General features: G+C 63.7%; 17 protein-coding genes and 1 riboswitch. Of the genes, 6 read left to right on the top strand and 11 right to left on the bottom strand.

Annotated features, from left to right (window positions below):
• Positions 1–5 precede the first annotated feature (5 nt).
• Together CKW09_RS15960 and opgB are read right to left on the bottom strand one after the other, a co-directional pair.
• Positions 6–1,469, bottom strand: coding sequence for an AMP nucleosidase (locus tag CKW09_RS15960; protein WP_095098262.1), 1,464 nt, complete (start codon positions 1,467–1,469; stop codon positions 6–8).
• 161 nt (positions 1,470–1,630) lie between these two features.
• Entirely contained in the window at positions 1,631–3,934 is a 2,304-nt protein-coding gene (opgB, locus tag CKW09_RS15955; protein WP_095098259.1) for a phosphatidylglycerol--membrane-oligosaccharide glycerophosphotransferase, read from the bottom strand.
• 292 nt (positions 3,935–4,226) lie between these two features.
• On the opposite strand from opgB, the gene CKW09_RS15950 reads away from it, so the two are divergent.
• Positions 4,227–4,967 (top strand): transporter substrate-binding domain-containing protein, encoded by a 741-nt coding sequence (locus CKW09_RS15950; RefSeq protein WP_061797443.1) that lies wholly within the window; start codon positions 4,227–4,229, stop codon positions 4,965–4,967.
• Positions 4,968–4,994: 27 nt separating this feature from the next.
• Here CKW09_RS15950 and CKW09_RS15945 read toward each other — a convergent pair whose 3' ends face one another.
• Genes CKW09_RS15945 through tenA form a run of 4 tightly spaced genes read right to left on the bottom strand, consistent with a single transcriptional unit; the run spans position 4,995 to position 8,135 of the window.
• The gene (locus CKW09_RS15945; RefSeq protein WP_095098256.1) at positions 4,995–5,930 is read right to left on the bottom strand and encodes an ABC transporter substrate-binding protein; all 936 of its coding nucleotides are present in this window, start codon (positions 5,928–5,930) and stop codon (positions 4,995–4,997) included.
• Between the two features lie 26 nt (positions 5,931–5,956).
• A complete protein-coding gene (locus CKW09_RS15940; protein WP_095098253.1) occupies positions 5,957–6,724 on the bottom strand; it encodes an ABC transporter permease in 768 nt (255 codons plus the stop codon).
• Positions 6,721–7,458 carry an ABC transporter ATP-binding protein gene (locus CKW09_RS15935; RefSeq protein ID WP_061797438.1) on the bottom strand — a complete coding sequence of 246 codons (738 nt, stop codon included), beginning with the start codon at positions 7,456–7,458 and terminating at the stop codon, positions 6,721–6,723. Before CKW09_RS15935 ends, CKW09_RS15940 begins: the two co-directional genes overlap by 4 nt.
• A complete protein-coding gene (tenA, locus tag CKW09_RS15930) occupies positions 7,455–8,135 on the bottom strand; it encodes a thiaminase II (protein WP_095098250.1) in 681 nt (226 codons plus the stop codon). The genes CKW09_RS15935 and tenA overlap by 4 nt, the downstream gene beginning before the upstream one ends.
• Before the next feature lie 62 nt (positions 8,136–8,197).
• Positions 8,198–8,300: riboswitch (TPP riboswitch) on the bottom strand.
• A 159-nt stretch (positions 8,301–8,459) separates the two neighbouring features.
• On the opposite strand from tenA, the gene CKW09_RS15925 reads away from it, so the two are divergent.
• The 4 genes from CKW09_RS15925 to gap all read left to right on the top strand — a co-directional run bounded on the left by CKW09_RS15925 (position 8,460) and on the right by gap (position 12,347).
• Positions 8,460–9,482 (top strand): LLM class flavin-dependent oxidoreductase, encoded by a 1,023-nt coding sequence (locus CKW09_RS15925; RefSeq protein ID WP_095098248.1) that lies wholly within the window; start codon positions 8,460–8,462, stop codon positions 9,480–9,482.
• A gap of 26 nt (positions 9,483–9,508) precedes the next feature.
• A complete protein-coding gene (locus tag CKW09_RS15920) occupies positions 9,509–10,243 on the top strand; it encodes an SDR family NAD(P)-dependent oxidoreductase (protein WP_095098246.1) in 735 nt (244 codons plus the stop codon).
• Positions 10,244–10,283: 40 nt separating this feature from the next.
• Complete coding sequence (locus CKW09_RS15915) at positions 10,284–11,258, top strand: GlxA family transcriptional regulator (RefSeq protein ID WP_095100193.1); 975 nt, start codon at positions 10,284–10,286, stop codon at positions 11,256–11,258.
• A gap of 78 nt (positions 11,259–11,336) precedes the next feature.
• Positions 11,337–12,347 (top strand): type I glyceraldehyde-3-phosphate dehydrogenase, encoded by a 1,011-nt coding sequence (gene gap / locus CKW09_RS15910; RefSeq protein WP_061797436.1) that lies wholly within the window; start codon positions 11,337–11,339, stop codon positions 12,345–12,347.
• 52 nt (positions 12,348–12,399) lie between these two features.
• On the opposite strand, the gene CKW09_RS15905 is transcribed toward gap, so the two are convergent.
• From CKW09_RS15905 to CKW09_RS15890, 4 genes are all read right to left on the bottom strand, one after another.
• Positions 12,400–13,188 (bottom strand): inositol monophosphatase family protein, encoded by a 789-nt coding sequence (locus CKW09_RS15905; RefSeq protein WP_061797434.1) that lies wholly within the window; start codon positions 13,186–13,188, stop codon positions 12,400–12,402.
• A 9-nt stretch (positions 13,189–13,197) separates the two neighbouring features.
• Entirely contained in the window at positions 13,198–14,274 is a 1,077-nt protein-coding gene (locus CKW09_RS15900; protein WP_061797432.1) for an ABC transporter ATP-binding protein, read from the bottom strand.
• Complete coding sequence (locus tag CKW09_RS15895) at positions 14,271–16,499, bottom strand: ABC transporter permease (RefSeq protein ID WP_061797557.1); 2,229 nt, start codon at positions 16,497–16,499, stop codon at positions 14,271–14,273. Before CKW09_RS15895 ends, CKW09_RS15900 begins: the two co-directional genes overlap by 4 nt.
• 78 nt (positions 16,500–16,577) lie before the next feature.
• A complete protein-coding gene (locus CKW09_RS15890; RefSeq protein ID WP_061797431.1) occupies positions 16,578–17,606 on the bottom strand; it encodes an ABC transporter substrate-binding protein in 1,029 nt (342 codons plus the stop codon).
• Positions 17,607–17,842: 236 nt separating this feature from the next.
• Between CKW09_RS15890 and CKW09_RS15885 the strand changes: the two genes are divergently transcribed.
• Positions 17,843–18,865 carry a LacI family DNA-binding transcriptional regulator gene (locus tag CKW09_RS15885; protein ID WP_231922070.1) on the top strand — a complete coding sequence of 341 codons (1,023 nt, stop codon included), beginning with the start codon at positions 17,843–17,845 and terminating at the stop codon, positions 18,863–18,865.
• Between the two features lie 87 nt (positions 18,866–18,952).
• Here the strand turns inward: CKW09_RS15885 and CKW09_RS15880 are convergent, their stop codons facing one another.
• Entirely contained in the window at positions 18,953–19,696 is a 744-nt protein-coding gene (locus tag CKW09_RS15880; protein ID WP_095098243.1) for an SDR family oxidoreductase, read from the bottom strand.
• Positions 19,697–19,754 lie beyond the last annotated feature (58 nt).

Genomic DNA, 19,754 nt, shown 5'->3' with positions numbered 1-19,754 from the left:
CGGGGTTAGCGGAACGGCGGTTCGTTGAAGGTGCGCAGCTTGCGCGAATGCAGGCGGTCGCCTTCGGCGCGCAATAAATCGATGGCGCAGATGCCGATTTGCAGGTGCTCGGAGATCGCCCCTTCATAGAAGCGGTTGGCCTGGCCGGGCAGTTTGATCTCGCCGTGCAGCGGTTTATCGGACACGCATAGCAGCGTGCCGTAAGGCACCCGGAAGCGATACCCCTGGGCGGCGATGGTGGCGCTTTCCATGTCCACCGCCACCGCGCGGCTGAGGTTAAAGCGCAACGCAGAAACGGAGTAGCGCAGCTCCCAGTTGCGGTCGTCGGTGGTGACCACGGTGCCGGTGCGCAGGCGCTGCTTGACCTCTTCGCCGGGCATGCCGCTGACCATCTTGGTGGCGTCGTACAGCGCGCGCTGCACTTCGGCGATGCTCGGGATCGGGATATCCGGCGGCAACACCGAGTCCAGCACGTGGTCGTCGCGCAGGTAGGCGTGCGCCAGCACGTAGTCGCCGATCGACTGGCTTTCGCGCAGCCCGCCGCAGTGGCCGATCATCAGCCAGGCGCTGGGGCGCAGCACCGCCAGGTGATCGCAGATGGTTTTGGCGTTGGACGGGCCGACGCCGATGTTGATCAGGGTGATGCCCTGGCCGGTGCGGGAAATCAGGTGATAGGCCGGCATCTGGTGGTTTTTCCACGCCAAATCCGACACCGCCTGATCCGGCGCGTCGGTTTCCGGCGTGATGTAGGTGCCGCCGGCGCTGGACAGGGCGATGTAAGGGCTGGCCGGATCGGCGATCTGCGCGCAGGCCCAGCGGACGAACTCATCCACGTAGCGGGTGTAGTTGGTGAACAGCACGAACGGTTGGAAATGCTCCACCGGCGTGCCGGTGTAGTGCCGCAGCCGCGCCAGCGAGAAATCCGCGCGCAGCGCATCGAAGTGCGACAGCGGGAAATGGTTGCCGGTGGCGTGGAACAGGCCGTCGGCGGTTTCATCGCCGATTTGCGCCAGCTCGGTGGTGGGAAAATGCTGAGCGATGCCGGCGCTCATCGAGCGGTCCAGCGTCAGGCTGGAGCCGTCGATCACATAAGGGAAGGGGATTTCCTGCCGCGACGGCACCACTTCGATATGGGCGGCGTAATCCTGTTCCAGCATCGCCAGCTGTTCGGCCAGATAGTGGCGAAACAGCTGCGGACGGGTAATGGTGGTGCTGTAGCTGCCGGTGTGGGTGAAACGGCCGTAGGCGCGGGTTTTGCTCTGGCCGGATTTTTTGCCGTCCCAGCTGACGCGCAGCTCGGGATACACGAACTGCCCGGCGGCGCGCGCCTGTGGGTCCGGCAACGCGCCGTGGCTGATAAAATCGCCGACCGCCTGGCGCAGCGCGTCGACTGCGGCGTCATACAAGGCTTCCAGTTTATCGAGCGCCTGGGCGGCGCTGAGGCCGGTGCGGGATGGGTCGTTACTCATGCTCTCTCCTTGGTTCTCCCCCCGCGGCGGCGGGAGGCGGGCGGATGCCGATATCATTTCACCGCAACAGGTTAGCCGAAGACGAGCGCAAAAGCTTGGTCGAAATGGCGGGCGGGAAAAGAAAGCGCAGCGGCGCACCGGGCCGCCGCTGCGTTGGGCGGTCAGGAGGCGGGAGCCGCCCGTTCCACCTTGAGCGACACCAGGCCGATGCCCAGTTTTTTCGGCGTGAAGCCGCCGCTGGCGCCTTCCTGCGGCTCGGTGGGGGCCGGCGGGGTGATGCTGATTTTGCGCGCGCCCCGCGGGTTGTCGAAGCGCAGCGTGACGGTGCTGTCCTGCTCGCCGAGCGAGACGAAACGCTCTTCGTCGCCGACGCGCACCGAGATAGGCTCGCCGACGTTTTTGCCGTAGGCGCGGGCGCGCAGCACCAGATCGAAGGTTTTCGGCAGCGGCTCTACGTAGTCGATGTCCACCGCCGGCGCCAGGTTTGCGTCGGACCAGCGGCCCCAGTCTTCGACGCCGGACACCCCGGTAATGGCTTTCACCTGCTCGGGCATGCCCGGCAGCATGAATTCGATGGCTTCCGCCTGATACTTCACCGCCGCGTCGTCGACCTGCAGCCGGGCGATGGCGTCCTGGTAGCCGGCGACGCTGTCCGCCGCCGGGCTCTGGAAGCTCACCTTGCCGCGGAAGCGCTCGCCGGTGGCCCGCACGATCTGCGGCGGCGAAGCCAGGGTGCCGGAGGCGACGCAGATGTCGGTGCTCAGCGCCAGCTTCGGCGCCCAGACGCGGCCGATTTCATAGCATTTGTCGACCCAAACGAATTTCTCGCCCGCGCCCAGCCCGGCCAGCTGCTTTCTCAGCGGCGTGGACAGGTAGACGTTAAACATCGGTTCAATCTTATTGTCCGCCACCTTGAGGATAAACGGCACCTTGAAGGTTACGCCGGAGAAGGTGAAGCGGCGGCCCCGGGTATCGACGCTGTAGTCGGTGATGCCGTTCGGGAAGCCCCATTGCTTGATCACCGCCGGTTTCCAGCCGTTGATTTTCTCGTCGATGTTGAGGAACACCGTGGACAGCGTCGAGGCCGACAGGCTGCTGCGGCCAAGGCCGATGTAGTTGTCGCCGCCCATGCGGTCCAGCACGGTGGCGCCGTTGTCCAGCGTGCTGCGCTTCTCGTTGCGCTGTTCCGCCTGCGGGCGGGTGCCGTCGATGATAAAGAACAGGTTGCGCCGCTTTTGCTTGGCCAGAATGTCATAGGCGGTATTGTTCATCGCCAGATGATCGGAAGACACCACGATCACCGTGTTGCTGAAATACGGCGAACGTTTGATTTTTTCGATCAGCGCGGCGATATGTTGCTGGCTGCAGGCCACCGCGCTCAGTGAACGGTTGTCTTTATTCTGCCAGGCGTAGGTTTTTTTGCTGCAGCTGGCGGAGATAAAACCGTCCGGGTGATGGGTGTCGACGGTCAGGGCGAACAGCGAAAATTTTTGCTGCCGGCTGGAGAGCTCGACAAACTTGTCGTACACCAGATCCAGCAGGGTATCGTCATACCAGCCCCAGTCGTTTTTATAGCCCGGATCGCTGACCTGAGCGCGCAGTTCCTTATAGCCGTAAACGTGGTCGAAGCCGTGCGATTTGAGGAAGGTGTCCTTGCCGGCGAACGCCAATTCGGCGCCCTGATAGAAATAGTTGCCGTAGCCGGCGGATTTCAGCACGTCTCCCAGGCAGACGTTTTCCGGATAAAAGGTCGAAACGGCGCTGGACGCGTTGCCGTCGAACGGGGCGAACAGCGGGATGCCGCACTGCGAGGCCACCATGCCGGCGATGGTGTAGCCGGTGCCCGGCAGCTGTTGGGTGTTGCTGAAATCAATGCTGTCCTCCCGCAACCGGTCCAGTTCATCGGTCAGGCCGGGGAAGCTGTGCCGATCGAAATAGGTGCGTTCCAGGCTTTCCGCATAGATATACACCAGGTTAGGCTGCTTGCCCTGCAGGGTCTTTTTCGGCGCTTTATAGTAGGTGGCGAAATCGGCGGTATCGCCGCCGATTTGGCTTTTGACCAGCAGCGAAATGTCCTGAAAGGCCGGCGTGGTGCCGACCGAAAACAGCGCCAGCAGCACGGCGATCAGGCTGTAAATCACGCTGCTGCTTTTGGCCTTGCGGCGCAGCAGGCTGCGGGCCAACAGGGCGAAAATCAGCGCCAGCGCCGCCAGCAGGCCGAGAAACGGCAGCACGTATTTGCCGACGCCGGCGCCTTTCAGGCTGCTGGTGACGGTGTAGATCACCGCATCGGTAATGCCGTCGCCGGTGAAGTAGTTGCTGGCGATCAGGATAACGTTCAGGATCAGATAGCTGCCGAGCAGCGTCAGCAGGATAGCGAACCACCAGCGGTTGGCGGCGGCCCGGGTGCGATAGATTGAAATCGAGGCCAAAAAAAGAACGAACGACGCGAGTGCTGAAACCATCCACCGAATCCTGTCTGATTAGAAAGAAAATCTTTACTGTTCTGGCGCACGCCGCCAACGCTGCCGGGGCGTGAAAAATGAAGGGTATAGCCTATTGAAAGCGGCAGGGCAATGCGCGTTTGCGCCGCGCGGCGTTCGGCGGCGGCGATTGGCGGTTTTTGTGACAATACTGTGACAATCATCACGCCGCGCAGGCCGATAACGCCGAAATATTGCTCGCCGGGCTTTTGGCTCTACCATTAATGGGTAGCGTCGAATGCCGGCGCGCCTATCAGTCATTCAGGAGAAAAACATGCAGGCTATTCCCGCAGCCGTACTCGAGGAACTGGCGCCGCAGGGCGCCCTGCGCGCGGCGATCAACTTCGGCAACCCGGTGCTGGCGCAGCGGGGGCCGGGCGGCGAGCCGCAGGGCGTCTCGGTCTCTCTGGCCGCGGCGCTGGCCGGCGAGCTGGGCGTGGCGCTGGAGCTGGTGCCCTATGATGCGGCGGGCAAGGTGTTCGCCGATCTCGACAGCGGCGCCTGGACCCTGGCCTTTATGGCCATCGAACCGGTGCGTGCGGAACAACTCGCCTTCAGCGAACCTTATGCGATCATCGAGGGCACCTATCTGGTGGCCGAGGCGGCGCCCTATCGGCAGGTGGCCGAGCTGGATCGGCCGGGCGTGCGCATTGCGGTGGGCAAAGGCGCGGCCTATGACCTGTTCCTGTCGCGCACGCTGCAGCAGGCGCAGCTGGTGCGGGCAGGCACCTCCGCCGAAGCGATCGGCCTGTTTCTGGAGCAGGGGCTGGAGGCGGCGGCGGGGGTGCGCCAACCGCTGATGGCCGCTGCGGCCGCGAACCCGGGGCTGCGGGTGCTGGCAGGGCATTTCACCGCGATCAGGCAGGCGATGGCGGTGCCGCGGCGCAAAACGCAGGGTGCGGCCTACGTGAACGATTTTATCGAACGCTGCAAGGCCGACGGCCGGGTGGCCGAGGCGCTGCGGCGCAGCGGCCAGGGCGATGTGACCGTGGCGGGCGGCAAGGCGCCCGGCTAAACGGGCTCCCGCCGCGGCCGGGGCAACTCAGCGCAGTTCGACCGCGTACTCCTCCACCGGGGTGATTTTCTTGATCAGCTTATTGTCGAACAGGAACTGCTCGTAAGCCTGGTAGCGCGCGCTGTCCAGCCTGGCCGGATCGGTGGCGAACAGCGGCAGGCTGGCCTGCCAGGCCTGCTTGTTCAACGCGGTATCCAGTTCGGGATAGGCTTTGGCGAACGCCAGCCAGGTTTGCTGCGGGTGCGCGCGCAGGTAGTCGCCGCCTTTTTTCAGCGCGGCGAGGAATTTTTTGATCTTCGGCTCCGCCAGCGCGTCGCGGCTGGCGACGATGATCAACTCATCGTAGGCCGGCACGCCGTAGTCTTCCACGTTGAACACCCGCGGCTCCTTGCCCTGCAGCTTCAGCTCCAGCGCTTCGATATTGCGATAGCCGCCGATCACCGCGTCCACCTGGCCCGCCAGCAGGGCGCCGGTCAGCTGGAAGTTGACGTTGATTAGCTTGATGTCGTCAGGGTTGACGCGCTGATTTTTGGCCATGGTGGCCAGCGTCGCCTGTTCGATGCCGCTGACCGAATACCCGACCTTTTTGCCTTTGAGGTCCGCCGGCGTGGCGATGCCTTTATCCAGCGTGATGACGGTGTTCAGCGGCGTGTCGATCAGCGTGCCGACGCGCACCAGCGGCAGGCCCTGATCGGCGAAGAAGTGCAGCTGCGGCTGATAGGTGATCGCGAGGTCCGCCTGTTTGGCCGCCACCAGCCGCGGCGGCAGCGCCGGATCGGACGGCGGCACGATCTTGACGTCCAGTCCGGCGTCCCTGAAGGCGCCGATCTGTTCGGCCACCATGATCGGCGCGTGATCGGGGTTGATGTACCAGTCGAGCACCAGCGTCAGCTTTTCGGCGGCGCCGGCCTGGCTCGCCATGGCGGCGCCGAGCAGCAGGCCGCAGACGGTTTTTTTAAACATGGTTGTTCCCTTAGTGGTTGAAATCATCAATGGTTCTCCGGCGCCCAGACGATCAGACGCCGCAGCAGCGCATCCACCGCGACCCACAGCAGCACGGTCATCAGCACCAGAATAAACAGCGCGGCGAAGCACAGGTCGGTCTGCATGCGCGCGTTGGCGTTGAGCATCAGGTAACCCAGCCCTTCGGCCGAGCCGACCCACTCGCCGATGATCGCGCCGATCGGGGCGACGGCGGCGGCCATGCGCAGCCCGGAGCCGAAGGCCGGCAGCGCCGCCATCAGCCGCACGTGGCGCAGCAGCGCCCAGCGCGAGGCGCCGAGGGTGCGCGCCAGGTCGAGATAGTCGTCATTGACCCGGCGCAGCCCGTCGAAGAAGGCGGAAACGACCGGGAAGAAGATCACCAGCACCGCCATCGCCACCTTGGCGCTCATGCCGAAGCCGAACCACAGCACCAGCAGCGGGGCCAGCGCGAACACCGGTATCGCCTGGCTGGTGAGCACCAGCGGCATCAGCCAGCGCTGCAGGCGCGGGGAAAAGATCATGCCCAGCGCCAGCGCCGCGCCGAGCAGTACCCCCAGCGCCAAGCCGCTGAGGATTTCCGAGGCGGTGACCAGCGTATGCCAGGCGAGGTAATCGCGGCCATGCCACAGCGCCTGCGCCACCGCCGCGGGCGAGGGCAGCAGGAAGGCGGGAATGCTGCCCAGGGTGAGCAGCCACCACAGCAGCAGCAGCCCGGCGAACACCGTCAGGCCGCGGCGCAGGCGGCTCAGGCCGCTTTCTGTCTGCGGTTTCATTGCGCCGCCCTCACCAACTGCCGCAACAGTTCCGCCTGGCTTTTCAGCAGGTGCGGATCGTCCGGCGCACGCGGCGGTTGCCCGCCGATCGGGTGGTTATCGTCGATGCCGCTCGGCGAGTTCGCCAGCACCAGCAGGCGGTGGCTCAGGCGGCAGGCCTCCATCGGATCGTGGGTGATCAGCAGCACGGTGTTCTGCGCCAGCAGCTCGGCCGCCAGCGTCTGAATAGTGGCGCGGGTAATGGCGTCCAGCGCCGAGAACGGCTCGTCCATCAGCACGATCGGCCGGCGCTCGTACAGGGTACGCGCGATGGCGGCGCGCTGACGCATGCCGCCGGACAGCGCGGCGGGCAGGGCGCCGCCATAGCCGCTCAGCCCGACCCGCTCGAGCAGGTGGGCCGCCCATGGGCGATCGGCTTTCTCCCCGCGCAGCCGTGAGCCGAGCGTGATGTTTTCATCGATGGTCAGCCAGGGATAGAGCAGGTCTTTTTGCCCCATATAGGCGATGCGCCCGGCGATCGGCAGGCCGTCGCTGCCGCAGACGCTACCCGAGGTGGCCTGAGCCAGCCCGGCGATGATCTTCAGCAGGCTGGTTTTGCCGGCGCCGCTGGCACCGAGCAGGGCGACGAAGCTGCCGCCGTCGATCGTGAAGCTGAGCCGTTCGAAAATCACCCGATCGCCAAAGCGCAGGGTTAAATCCCGGACCTCGATGCCGGGTGGCTGGCGGGGCGTCATGAGGCGTTCAGCCCCATCTGCCAGAACGCCGACTCCAGCCGGGTGGCGGTGGTGAAAATCTGCGCCAGCTCGGCGAAGCGGCTCTCGGCGCCGCGCTGGCGGCCGACGTTTTCCAGCAGCTCGATGGCGGCCCGCACCCCGGCCAAGTAACCCGGATCGCCATAATTTTTGATCCAGGAGGCGTAGGGATTGCCCTCCATCCGGGTGGCGGGATCGTTCAGCAGCCGCAGGCCGATTTCGGCATAGCCGGCGACGCAGGGCAGCAGGGCGGCCAGCAGCTCCAGCGCATCGCCGGCGTGGCCGATGTCCAGCACGTAGCGGGTGTAGTTCATGGTTTCTGGCGCTTCGGGCTGGGCGGCGATTTCACCCTCGTCCAGCCCCCAGCCGGCGCAGTAGGCCAGGTGCAGCGGCAGTTCGGCGACGATGGCGTTGAGCGAGGCGGCGGCGGCGCGCATTTCCGGCAGGGTGCGCAGCTTGCTGACCAGCAACGCGTAGGCGCGGGCGAAGTGGATCAGGAACAGGTAGTCCTGGGTCAGATAGCGGCGGAAAGCGGGCTCGGGCAAGGTGCCGGCGGCCAGCTGTCGAATAAAGGGATGAGCGACGTAGTCCTGCCAGTGACCGCCGGCCTGTTGGCGCAGCCGTCCGTAAAGGCCGGTTTCGAACATGGTGGTATACATGGGACCTCCATAAGTGAGTGGAGATCCGGGCGCGCTGAGGTATGAACAGGCAATGAGCGAAGGCGTTATTGCCGACCCGTCCCTTCGCTGGCATGACCCAGATCAGGTTCAAAGGGTTCGGCTTGCGCCATCTCAGCCCATAACAGGACACCCCTCGGAGGTGCCTGTTATACGACATTTATTTTTTGATTACAATGCCCGGCCGCAGGGCGCGGCGGCGGCGGAAATCGGTTCGTTTAGTGCGATTGGGGGCGATTTTTCTGGCACAGGCGGCGGTATTTTTGTCACTGTAATCCCGCTACGTTGAATCTGAGGACACACCCCATGAAGAAGATCGGCTTTCTCTCTTTCGGCCATTGGGCGCCTTCCGCTCAGTCGGGCACCCGTTCGGCGGCGGATGCGCTGCTGCAGTCCATCGATCTGGCGGTGGCCGCGGAAGATTTGGGGGCGGACGGCGCCTACTTCCGCGTGCACCACTTTGCACGCCAGCTTGGCTCGCCGTTCCCGCTGCTGGCCGCCATCGGCGCCAAAACTCGCCGCATTGAGATCGGCACCGGCGTGATCGACATGCGCTATGAAAACCCGCTGTATATGGTCGAGGACGCCGGCGCCGCCGATCTGATATCCGGCGGGCGTTTGCAGCTCGGCATCAGCCGCGGCTCGCCGGAGCAGGTGATCGACGGCTGGCGCTATTTCGGCTACACGCCGGCCGAGGGCGAAACCGAGGCCGACATGGCTCGCCGCCATACCGAGGTGCTGCTCGAAGCCCTGCGCGGCGAAGGCTTTGCCGAGCCCAATCCGCAGCCGATGTTCCCCAATCCGCCGGGCCTGCTGCGCCCCGAGCCGTTTTCCGCCGGGTTGCGCGATCGCATTTGGTGGGGGGCCAGTTCCAACGCCACCGCGGTGTGGGCGGCCAAACTGGGCATGAACCTGCAAAGCTCCACGCTGAAGAACGACGAGACCGGCGAACCCTTCCATGTGCAGCAGGCCAGCCAGATCCGCGCCTACCGCGCCGCCTGGCAAGAGGCCGGCCATGTGCGCGAGCCGCGGGTGTCGGTCAGCCGCAGCATCTTTGCGCTGATGGACCAGCGGGACCGCAATTATTTCGGCGGCAGCGGCAAGGAAGGCGATCAGGTGGGCTATATCGACCAGCAAACCCGGGCGATTTTTGGCCGCAGCTATGCCGCCGAGCCGGAGCAGTTGATCGAACAGCTGGCGCAGGACGAGGCGATTGCCGAGGCCGACACGCTGCTGCTGACCGTACCGAACCAGCTGGGGGTCGACTACAACGCGCACGTTATCGAAGCGATCCTGACCCAGGTCGCGCCGGCGTTGGGCTGGCGCTGATGGCGCAACAATAACGGGAGGTAGCCATGTCACGTATTTTCATTACCGGTTCGGCGGACGGGCTGGGCCGCGCGGCGGCGGAAACCTTGCTGGCCGAGGGGCATCAGGTGATCGTTCATGCGCGTGAGCCTGGCCGGCTCCACGGCATGCGCGCTCTGCTGGATCGCGGTGCGCTGGCGGTGACCGGCGATTTGTCTGACCTGCAGCAAACCCAAGCCTTGGCCGGGCAGGTGAACCGGATCGGCCGCCCGGACGCGGTGATTCACAATGCCGGCGTCTTCAGCGGGCCGCAGGTGCTGGCGGTGAACGTCATCGCGCCTTATCTGTTGACGGCGCTGATCGCCCGGCCGGCGCGTTTGGTGTATTTGAGCAGCAGCATGCATTTCGACGGCCGCGCCGCGCTCGACGCGGTGGACTGGCGCGGAAACCAGCCGATGCCCTATTCGGACAGCAAACTGTTGGTGACGGCGCTTGCCGCGGCGGTGGCGCGCCGTTGGCCGGAGGTGATCGGTAGCGCCGTCGATCCCGGCTGGGTGCCGACCCGGATGGGCGGCGAAAACGCCCCCGGCGATTTACGCCTGGGCCACCTGACGCAGGAGTGGCTGGTCGGCAGCGAAGATGCGCAGGCCCGGGTTTCCGGCGGCTATTGGCATCACCAGCGCCGCCTGGCGCCGCACGCCGCCACGCGCGATCCGGCTTTTCAGGACGCCTTGCTGGCGAAGCTTGAACGGGTGACCGGCGTAACGCTGGCGATGCCCTGAGCGGCATTGACTTATTTTGCTCATTTTGTATTTTAAGGACATGCATACATTTCTGATTATCGTCCCCGAAGGGGGCATGCTGTTCGAATCGGCGGGCATCGCCGACATTCTGATGCAGGCCAACCGCTTGCGGCCCGCCGATGCGCCGCTGTATCAGGTCGCGGTGGCCACCACGCAGTCCCATCGGGTGGTGCACGGCTCGTCCGGCCTGAACCTCTTGGCCGACCATCGCCTGTGCGATCTTGACCCCGAACGGGAACGCGACACCATAGTGGTGACCGGCCGGGGGGCGAACGAGGAAGAAGGGGCGTTGGTCGCGGAGTGGCTGCGGCGCGCCGCGCCCAACGCTCGGCGTATCGCCTCCGTTTGCGGCGGCGCCCTGCTGCTCGCCGAGGCCGGTTTGCTCGACGGCCGCCGGGCGACCACCCACTGGCGATTGCTGGAGACCCTGCAGTCCCGCTTCCCGCAGGTGAGCGTCGAAAACGGCCCGATTTATGTCCAGGATGGGCAGGTCTGGAGCTCCGGCGGCGTCAGCTCCGGTTTCGACCTCACGCTGGCGCTGATAGAAGACGACTACGGCTTTATTCAGGCCCGCGAAGTGGCGCAGGATCTGGTGATGTTCCTGCGGCGGCCCGGCGGCCAGTCGCAGTTCAGCCGCTACCCGTTGAACCAGGCGAAAACGCCCGGCCCGATCCGCGATCTGCAATGCTGGATCCTGGAAAATCTCACCGACGATCTTTCCGTTGAAAAACTGGCCGAGCGGGTGGCGATGAGCCCGCGCAACTTTACCCGAGTGTTCACCCGGGAAACCGGCATTTCGCCCGCCAGGTTTGTTGAGGAGGGGCGCTTGCACAGCGCCAGACAGCGCCTGGAACAGAGTGCGGAAAGCATCGAACGCATCGCGGCGACCACCGGCTTCGGCAACGGCCTCAACCTGCGGCGGGTATTTGAAAGAAACCTGCAGCTCACCCCCAGCGAATATCGCCAGCGTTTTCATAGCCGCAATTTGGCGTAAATAGATCTAAAAACGTCATTTACGCCACCCGCGCTCCGGGCTAAGTTTACCTCAGAGCCAATAACGGAGGAGCAGATCATGGTCAAAGTAGGCATCAATGGATTCGGCAGGATCGGGCGCAACGTGTTGCGCGCGGCGCTGGGGCGCGACGATTTCGAGGTGGTGGCGATCAACGATTTGACGGACAGCAAAACGCTGGCGCACTTGCTGAAGTACGATTCGCTGTCGGGCACGCTGGCCGCCGACGTAGCGGCCGGTGAGAATCAGCTGCTGCTCGATGGCCGGCCGATTCGCGTGTTCTCCGAGCGGGATCCCGGCGCCATTCCCTGGAGCAGCGTTGGCGTCGAGGTCGTGATCGAGGCCACCGGCTTCTTTACCGATAAGGCCCAGGCCGAAGTGCATATCACCAAAGGCGGCGCCAGGCGGGTGATTATCTCGGCTCCGGCCAAAAACGACGACATCACCCTCGTGATGGGCGTCAATGACGGCCAATACGATCCGGCCCGGCATCGGGTGGTCAGCAACGGCAGCTGCACCACCAACGGGCTGGCGCCCGCCGCGCAGGTGCTGCATCAGACCTTCGGCATCGAATACGGCCTGATGAACACCACCCATGCCTACACCAACAGCCAGGCGCTGCACGATCAGCCGGAAAAGGATCTGCGCGGCGCCCGGGCGGCGGCGCTGTCGATAGTGCCTTATTCCAGCGGCGCGGCCAGGGCGCTCGGCAAGGTGATCCCGGAACTGGACGGCCGCCTGACCGGTTATTCGCTGCGGGTGCCGGTGCCGGTGGTGTCGATCGTTGATTTGACGGTCACGCTGAAACGCGAAGCGAGCGCGGACGAGATCAACGCCGCGTTCCGCCGGGCCGCGGAGTCTGGCCCGCTGAGGGGGATCCTCGGCTACAGCGATGAGCCCCTGGTGTCGAGCGACTATAAAGGCGACCCGCGCTCATCGATTATCGACGGGCTGTCTACCCTGGTCATCGGCGGCAAGCTGGTCAAGATCCTGGCGTGGTATGACAACGAGTGGGGGTTCTCGAACCGTCTGGTCGATCTGGCGGTGCTGATGGAAAAACGCGGGCTGTAACCGCCCAGCTAACGTCACCCGGCGCAAACCGGGTGACGCATTCAGGCGCAGATCACAACTGCGCGATTTGCGTTAACGCCTCTCTGGCCCCCGGGGCCACCGCCAGCACCGGCGCGCCGCGCAGCAGATGATCACCGGCGGTGTTGAACGGGTGCGTCCAGCCGCCGGCCTCGTTGACCAGGCAATATCCCGCCAGACAATCCCAGGCGTGCATATAGGGTTCGTAGTAGCCGACCAGCCGGCCTGCGGCCACCCAGGCCAGCATCATGGCGCCGGAACCGTTGCGGAAGAAGTTGCCGCCCGCCGCGGTGATCCCGGCGGCAATCTCACCGACGCGCTCGGGGGGGACATGGCTGTTGGCGCCGAAGCCGGTGACGTGATTTTGCATGGTGCGCGTCGGATCCACCCGCAGCGGTTTGCCATTGAGCGTGGCGCCTGCGCCGCGCGCCGCGATAAAGCATTCCTGCTGGCAGGGGGCGACGATCGCGCCGATGACCGGCTGGCCCTGATGAATGACGGCGATGGACACGCACCAGTTCGGCATGCCGTTTACGAAGGGGCTGGTGCCGTCGATCGGATCGACTACCCAGGTGTAATCGGAATCGCCGGCCTGCAGGCCAAACTCTTCCCCGAGAAACCCGTCGTCCGGAAAGCGCCCGGCGATCTGTGCGCGGATCAGCAATTCGACTTCGCGGTCGGCGATCGAGACCACATCCTGCGCATCGCGCTTGGTTTCAATCACCAGGCTTTCGCGGCGGTTGAAGTAGTCCAGCGCTTTGGCGCCCGCTTCGCGCGCCGCCTGCTCGGCCAGCGTCAGCCGCTGGGAAATCTGTGGGTTCATATAAGGTCCTTAACGCGTTGCGGATGGCCGGGCGATCAGCGCCAGCCCCTGAGATTTGAAATCCACGGCCACGCGGGTGGCCGGCGGCAGTTGGCGTTCCATCTGCACGTCGACGATAAACAGCGCGCCGAGCTCGGTCTTCACTTCATATTCGATATGGTCGCCCAGCCAGGTGCTGTGGGTCACTTCGCCGTTCAGGGCGCCGCTGTGCCCGGCCTGCAGGGTGATAAACTGCGGGCGCACCGAGAGCTGCGCCGCGCCGGGGCGAGCCTGCGCACCCGGCACCCGGTATTGGCGGCTGCCGAGGGTGATCAGCGCCTCGCCATTCTCCACCCGTTCGATGTCGCAGGGCAGAATATTGGCCTCGCCCATAAAATCGGCGATAAACACCGAAGCCGGGGAGTGGTAAAGCTCCTGGGGTGCGCCCTGCTGAGCAATATGCCCTTCTTTCATGACGATAATTTTATCGGAGACCGCCAGAGCCTCTTCTTGATCGTGAGTCACGTACACGGCGGTAAAGCCGAGGCGCTGCTGCAATTCGCGGATTTCGGTACGCACGCGGCGGCGCAGCCGCTCGTCAAGGTTGGACAGAGGCTCATCGAGCAGCAGCACCTGCGGCTCCAGCACCAGCGCGCGCGCCACGGCGATGCGCTGCTGTTGGCCGCCGGACAGCTCCGCGGGCAGGCGCCGGCCCATGTTTTCCAGCCCGACCAGCTTGAGGCCGTCATGCGCCCGGGCCTGGGCCTCCTTGCGCGACAGGCCGCTGGCCAGCAGGCCGTACATCACGTTGTCCAGCGCGTTCATGTGCGGGAACAGCGCGTAGGACTGGAACACCATCGCGACGTCGCGTTCGTTGGCGGGCAAATGCGTAACCTCCTTGCCGCCAATCAGGATGCGCCCCGACGTTGGGTGCTCCAGGCCGGCCAGCAGGCGCAGCGTGGTGGTTTTGCCGCAGCCGGAAGGGCCGAGCAAGGTTACCAGCGTACCCGGTTCGACGCTGAGTGACAGACCGGGCAGGGCGATGAAGTCGGCGAATTGTTTGGTGACGTTTTCAAACACCACCGAGCCGGAACGAATGGCAGTCATGCGGCATTCTCCTGATGTAGGGCCGACGGGGGCGAGACCGGCGGCGTGGCGACACGGACGGCGCGGCGCAGGCGGCGTTCGCCGACCAACAGCTGAAAGGTGAGGATCACCGCCAGCATCACCACGATAAGCACCGAAGAGTAGGCGATGGCCACGCCGTACTCGCCGTTTTCGACCAACCCGACGATATACGAGGTGGCCATGTTGTACTGGGCGCTGACCAGGAAGATCACCGCGCTGATGGAGGTAATCGCACGCACGAAGGCGTACACCAGGGCGGCGCTGATGGCGGGTTTCAGCAGCGGCAAGATCACTTTGCGCAGGGTGCGGAAACTGTTGGCCCGCAGCGTCAATGACGCCTCATCCAGGCTGCGATCCAGCTGGCTCATGGCGGCGATGCCGCCGCGCACCCCCACCGGCATATTGCGGAACACGAAGCAGGCGACCAGGATCAGCGCCGTGCCGGTGATCTCCAGCGGCGGCAGGTTGTAAGCCATAATGTAACTGACGCCGATCACCGTGCCGGGAATGGCGAAGCTGAGCATCAGCATGAATTCGAATGTCTGGCGGCCGGCAAACTTTTGCCGCACGATCAGCCAGGCGGTGAGCAGGCCTACGATGGCGGTGAGCGGAGCGGCGATCAGGGCGATTTCCAGGGTGGTCCAGAACGAGTTCCAGGCCACGCCGGTCCAGACGATCTGGCCGTCGCGCCAGTGGAAGCCGAAAGCGCGGGCGTAATGCCCCAGCGTCAGGCTGTTGTCGAGCCCCCATGACTGCACGAAACCGCCGATCAAAATCATGCCGTAGACCACCAGCGTGAACAGGCCCCAGGGGATCACCAGCGCGTACACGCCATAACGCAGCCCGCGCGGCAGCCCGCAGTGCGTGCCGGAGTCGCCTTTACCGGTCACGGTGGCGAAGTTTTTCCCGGCCAGCCACAGGCGCTGCAAAATAAAGGCGCCGAGGGTAAAACACAGCAGGATGACCGCCAGCACCGCGGCGCGGCTAGGATCGTTTTGCGCGCCGACCACCGAGAAGAATATTTCGGTCGACAGCACGCCGTGGCTGCCGCCCAGCACCATCGGATTGCCGAAGTCCGCCATGCTTTCGATAAAGCCGATCAGGAAGGCGTTCGCCAGGCCGGGCGCCATCAGGGGCAGTGAAACATGGCGGAAGGTGCGCCAGCGGTTGGCGCGCAACGTTTGCGAAGCCTCTTCCAGCGACGGGCTGACCCCTTCGACCACCCCAATCAGCACCAGAAAGGCTATCGGGGTGAAGGACAGCACCTGGGCAATCCAAATGCCGGTCAGGCCGTACAGCCAGCGGCCCGGCTCGATGCCGAACAGGTTGGCGAGCAGTTCGGTGACCACGCCGGCGCGGCCAAACAGCAGCATCAGCGCCAGGCCAATCACGAACGGCGGCGTGATGATCGGCAGCACGGTCAGCAGGCGCAATCCCTTCTTGAACGGCAGCGGCGTGCGGGTGGCGGCGAGCGCAAAGGCCAGGCCGAGCAGCGTTGAGCCGCCGGCGCTCATCAAGGCCAGCGTCAGGGTGCGCCAGGCGGTGCCGCAGCTGCCGCCGCGCAGGCAGCCCAGGCTCCAAATCGCCGGATCCCGCATGTTGGCTATCATGCCGTCGGGCTTGAACGATCCCTCCACGTCCTGCACCGAGGCGACAAACATGCTCAACACCGGGTAAAGCACGAAGGTGCTGACCAACGCCACCAGCAGCACAATCGCGGCCACCACAAAGGCGTCGCCTTTCAGAACGCCGCGCTCGGCCAACCCAAAAGAGAACAGCAGCAAAAAAGCGGTGAGCAACAGAACGGCGCCGGCGCCAAAGGCCGGTTGGCCGTCGCTGAGCGCGCCGAACAGCCGCTCGCTCCATTGCCAATTCCAGCCGCCGTAGCCGATGGCATGGCCTTCAAACAGCAGGAACAGCACGCCGGCGACGCTGGCGCCCATCAGCAGCTGCGTGCGCAGCCGGCCGACGGGCCGCAGGCGAGCCAGCGCGCAAATCGCCAGCAACAGTACGGCGCCAGCCAGCCAGGGGCGCTGAAAATGCAGCATTTGCCACAGCAATGGCGCGCTCTCCCGATCCCGCCAGAGCGTACTCAGCCAGCTAAAGTCGAAGAACCCGGATTCCTGGCTGTACCAGGGCAGCGCCAGCAATGCCAGCGCGCCGAGCAGCAGCGCCCCGTCAAGGCGGCGGTTTTGAGTATTCATCGTGACCTCGATCAATTCATCGTTCTTTCACTGCGTTATCGCAGGGCGCATGGCATTCAGAAGGGAAATCGACGGGAATTATTGGGCGCTGGCGCCGATCTCTTTGTCCCAACGGCTGAGCAGCGCCTTACGCTTGTCCGTGGCGCCGTAGGTCTTAAAGTCGTAATCGATCAGTTTGATGTTCTCGAAGCGCGGTGCGTATTCGGAAATCGCCGCGTTGCGATTTGACGGCAGCTGGAAGGATTTGGCGTCTTTCATGTGCGACTGGGCCTCTGCGCCGAGCGCCCAGTCGTACCATATCTTGGCGTCGGCCAGGTTGCGCGCGCCTTTGACGATCGACATGGAGCCGATTTCAAACCCGGTGCCCTCGCAGGGCGCCACCGCTTTTACCGGGAAACCATCCACCTGCATCGCCACCGCGTCATGCATAAACACGATGCCGACGGTCGTTTCGCCGCGCGCCGCCGCTTTCACCGGCGCGGAGCCGGATTTGGTGTACTGCGAAATATTGGCGTTGAGCTTTTTCAGGTACTCGAAGGCCGGATCTTCCCCCATGATTTGCACCAGCGTGGCGAGGGTGTTGTAGGCGGTGCCGGAAGAATTCGGGTTGGCCATCTGGATCTCGCCTTTATACGCCGGATCCAGCAGATCGCTCCAGCAGGCGGGCACCTTGAGCTTTTTCTCCGCCAGCAGTTTGGTGTTGTAACCCCAGCCGAGGGCGCCCGCATAGACGCCCACGGTGCGGTAACCGGCGCTTGCGGCCTGCTTGCGCGCCCAGTCTTGCTGTTGGTCCAGCAGCGGGGATTTATAGGGTTGGGTCAGGCCCTCTTCGGCGGCCTGCATATGCGGATCGCCCGTACCGGCCCACCAAATGTCGGTGCGCGGGTTGCGGGCTTCGGTACGAATACGCGCGTAGGCTTCCCCGGCGGAGAGGCGCACCATACTGACTTTGATGTTCGGGTGTTGTTGCTCAAACAGATTGGTCATTTGCTCGCAGACCACGACGTCGGCGGAACAGATCATATTCAGTTTGCCGGCGGCGTGAACGGGCAGGGCTGAGAGCGCAGAGCCGGCGGCGAGGGCCGCCATCAGAGTAACGCGATGCATGGTGTTCTCCTTGGTTGTGTAGGGTGGCGATACGTTGTCGCCATTTTCTTTGCACGTGTGTGCAAATAACTAGAGGATAAAAAATGCGCTGTCAATCTTGCTATAATACAATTCAAACCATTCGTCACAAAAATGAAACAATTTCGCAGTGAAAAATTTGCACAGCTTTGCAAATTGCGGCAAACTTTTCTCGGCAAGAGAAACGGAGAGATGTGAACAGGGCTATGGAAAAGGACATGATCAGTGCGAAAGACGTGGCGGAGCTGGCCGGGGTTTCCCGATCGGCCGTCTCGCGAACCTATACGCCAGGCGCCAGCGTTTCGGCAGCAACCCGCGAAAAGGTGATGCGAGCCGCCGCCGAGTTGGGTTACCACGTCAATCATCTGGCGCGGGGATTGGTGCGCAATCGCAGCGGCATCGTCTGCCTGATCGTTTCGGAGTTGGCGACGCCTTATCGGGCCAGCCTGGTGCGATTGTTGACCCAGCATCTGCAGGAGGCGGGCAAAATCGCCATGCTGATTAACACCGACCGGTCTGACGACAGCGTCTCACAGGCGTTGCAGCAGGCGATTAACTTCCGGGCGGATGCCTCTTTTGTGCTTTCCGGCATGCCGGACAGCGCTATTGCGCGCCTGTGCCACAAGCACGGCCAGCGGCTGGTGCTGATTAACCGTGATGATGTTTTACCGGGATCTCTGAGCATCAATCTGGATAACGAAGAAGCGGCCGGCAGGGTGGTGATGGCATTTGTGCGCGCCGGCTGCAAACGGATCGCCTTCGCCAATTCACTGGCGGGCACGCCGAGCCTGATGGCGCGCGAACGCGGTTTTATCCAGGCGGCGGAAGCGGCGGGGCTGCAGGTGAGCGTCGAACGCTTCGGCACCACTTCCTATGAGAGCGGCCAGATCCTGGCGCACCGGTTATTGACCCGCAGCACGCGCCCCGATGCGGTGTTCTGCGTGACCGATCTGCTGGCCTGTGGCTTTATGGATGAGGCGCGCCATCGCTTTGCGCTGCGTATTCCGCAAGACCTTTGCGTCGCGGGTTACGACGATATCCCGCAGGCGGCATGGTCCTCCTACAACCTCACCACCTTTACCCAACCGGTGATGCAGTATGCGCAGGATTCGGTGTCGTGGCTGGTGGCGGAGGAGACGAAGGAAGAACACATGCCGCCGGCGTTAGGGCAGGAAATGCCGGGGGAAACGCGGCTGTACCATGCCGATTTTGTTTGGCGCGGCACCATTCGCGGCGCTTGAAACCGGGCGTTCCAACAGCAAAAAGCCCGCTCAGGTTTCCCTGAGCGGGCTTCTCTAAATATGGCTCCTCTGACTGGACTTGCCTTATTACCAGTTCTGCCGGGTGGGTGAAATAATCAGGTCATTGACCGTCACGTTTTGCGGCTGATTTAGCGCATACACCACAGCACTGGCCACATCCTGCGGGCTGATAGCAATTTTAGTCAGTTCCTGAGCGACCTTGCGGCCTTCAGGATCGCTTACCTTATCCGCCCAGCCCGTATTAATGACACCCGGGCTGATAGTGTTCACGCGAATGCCTTTATTCACGCCTAAATCTTTGCGCATCGACTCGGTCATCGCATGCACAAAAAACTTGGTCGCGCTGTAAACGCCCGCGCCTGCATCAACCTGATGGCCTGCCACGGACGCCATATTCAGGATTTGTCCGTCTTTTTTCTCCAGCATTCCCGGAAGCACGGCCGCAATGGCGTTCAGGTAACCCTTCACGTTGACGTCCACCATTTTGTTCCAGTCTTCCCACACCACATCGCTCCAGCTGGAGAAAAGCATCAGGCCGGCATTGTTGATCAGGATATCGACCGAACCGAAGGTCTCAGTGGCGTATTTTGCCAGCGCTTGTGCGTCTTCCAGACGAGTCACGTCGGTCACCAGGCCAACTGCCTCACCGCCTTCTGCTTTGATGCTCTTCACTAACCTGTCGAGGCCATCCTGATCCAGCGCGGCCGCCACGATATTCACGCCGTGCCGTGCAAGTTCCAGGGCGGTTGCTGCGCCAATGCCCGATGACGCACCGGTAATGACAGCCGTTTTTTTCTGCAGGTGATTCATTTTATTGTCCTTCTTTATCAGGTACAGGAGGCGGGGGGATCCCCGCCCGTGTGGTATA

The sequence above is a fragment of the Serratia ficaria genome, from assembly GCF_900187015.1.
Lineage (GTDB): Bacteria > Pseudomonadota > Gammaproteobacteria > Enterobacterales > Enterobacteriaceae > Serratia > Serratia ficaria.
This window is presented reverse-complemented; position numbering and strand designations above follow the sequence as displayed.

Bases quoted from the DNA above. Each gene is read 5' to 3' on its own strand.
- CKW09_RS15960 (WP_095098262.1), bottom strand. From the start codon at position 1,469: ATGAGTAACGACCCATCCCGCACCGGCCTCAGCGCCGCCCAGGCGCTC.
- opgB (WP_095098259.1), bottom strand. From the start codon at position 3,934: ATGGTTTCAGCACTCGCGTCGTTCGTTCTTTTTTTGGCCTCGATTTCA.
- CKW09_RS15950 (WP_061797443.1), top strand. From the start codon at position 4,227: ATGCAGGCTATTCCCGCAGCCGTACTCGAGGAACTGGCGCCGCAGGGC.
- CKW09_RS15945 (WP_095098256.1), bottom strand. From the start codon at position 5,930: ATGTTTAAAAAAACCGTCTGCGGCCTGCTGCTCGGCGCCGCCATGGCG.
- CKW09_RS15940 (WP_095098253.1), bottom strand. From the start codon at position 6,724: ATGAAACCGCAGACAGAAAGCGGCCTGAGCCGCCTGCGCCGCGGCCTG.
- CKW09_RS15935 (WP_061797438.1), bottom strand. From the start codon at position 7,458: ATGACGCCCCGCCAGCCACCCGGCATCGAGGTCCGGGATTTAACCCTG.
- tenA (WP_095098250.1), bottom strand. From the start codon at position 8,135: ATGTATACCACCATGTTCGAAACCGGCCTTTACGGACGGCTGCGCCAA.
- CKW09_RS15925 (WP_095098248.1), top strand. From the start codon at position 8,460: ATGAAGAAGATCGGCTTTCTCTCTTTCGGCCATTGGGCGCCTTCCGCT.
- CKW09_RS15920 (WP_095098246.1), top strand. From the start codon at position 9,509: ATGTCACGTATTTTCATTACCGGTTCGGCGGACGGGCTGGGCCGCGCG.
- CKW09_RS15915 (WP_095100193.1), top strand. From the start codon at position 10,284: ATGCATACATTTCTGATTATCGTCCCCGAAGGGGGCATGCTGTTCGAA.
- gap (WP_061797436.1), top strand. From the start codon at position 11,337: ATGGTCAAAGTAGGCATCAATGGATTCGGCAGGATCGGGCGCAACGTG.
- CKW09_RS15905 (WP_061797434.1), bottom strand. From the start codon at position 13,188: ATGAACCCACAGATTTCCCAGCGGCTGACGCTGGCCGAGCAGGCGGCG.
- CKW09_RS15900 (WP_061797432.1), bottom strand. From the start codon at position 14,274: ATGACTGCCATTCGTTCCGGCTCGGTGGTGTTTGAAAACGTCACCAAA.
- CKW09_RS15895 (WP_061797557.1), bottom strand. From the start codon at position 16,499: ATGAATACTCAAAACCGCCGCCTTGACGGGGCGCTGCTGCTCGGCGCG.
- CKW09_RS15890 (WP_061797431.1), bottom strand. From the start codon at position 17,606: ATGCATCGCGTTACTCTGATGGCGGCCCTCGCCGCCGGCTCTGCGCTC.
- CKW09_RS15885 (WP_231922070.1), top strand. From the start codon at position 17,843: ATGATCAGTGCGAAAGACGTGGCGGAGCTGGCCGGGGTTTCCCGATCG.
- CKW09_RS15880 (WP_095098243.1), bottom strand. From the start codon at position 19,696: ATGAATCACCTGCAGAAAAAAACGGCTGTCATTACCGGTGCGTCATCG.